The organism is Vibrio sp. 704, from assembly GCF_033339295.1.
The window spans coordinates 1-660 of record NZ_JAWOUH010000526.1 but is presented as its reverse complement, the minus strand read 5'-3'; the positions used below and the strand labels follow the sequence as shown (position 1 = coordinate 660).

2 pseudogenes are annotated in these 660 nt (G+C 44.2%); one reads left to right on the top strand and one right to left on the bottom strand.

What is annotated here, in order from left to right:
- Window positions 1-341: pseudogene (locus tag R7R24_RS27540) on the top strand (phosphotransferase); the annotation flags it as partial.
- Here R7R24_RS27540 and R7R24_RS27535 read toward each other — a convergent pair.
- Window positions 338-660: pseudogene (locus R7R24_RS27535) on the bottom strand (LysR family transcriptional regulator); the annotation flags it as partial. The pseudogenes R7R24_RS27540 and R7R24_RS27535 overlap by 4 nt on opposite strands.

The window sequence follows — 660 nt, the reverse complement described above, 5'->3', positions numbered from 1 at the left end:
CTGCTCCTCGTTTATGGGATGTTGCTTTTTCCATTTACGGTTGGGCTCCTTTTAAAACGGATGAAAATGACCGAATGGGCAACTTGGAACAGCAAATTCAACGCGCCAAACTGTTCTGCGACGCGTATGGCTGCTCGAAATTAGAGCGAGAAAATCTGGTGGATGTGATGACGTTAAGGCTCACGGCTTTGGTTGATTACATGAGATTTATGGCAAGCAGCAGGGATGAGAGATTTCAAGCCAATTTGGAAGAGGGACATCACATCGCGTATTTGCAAGATATCGATTATCTGCGTCAACATCACCAAGCGATTACTTTGGGCATACTAAAAGAACGTTAGTTTGCAATCACGTGTTTAATCTTATCAAATAACCATAGATTTAATGGTGCGTGTTGCTGTGAACGCCGACAACTCATCACGTAGCTGACATTCAATTCTAAGCGGTTCGGTAGTGCGATACTTCTGCATCCCTGCGGGACATGGTCACTCATCGTGATACCGAAATGATCGGTTTGAAGGATGATTTTGTGGATCATCGCTGGGTGTTCTATTTCCACTTTTGGCGATGCATTAAAGCCAATGTTCTTCAAGCGTTCCAACAGAGGGTATCGGTAGTCATTCCATCCTGGTGTTTTGAAGAGTAAAAAGGGGTAGAGCT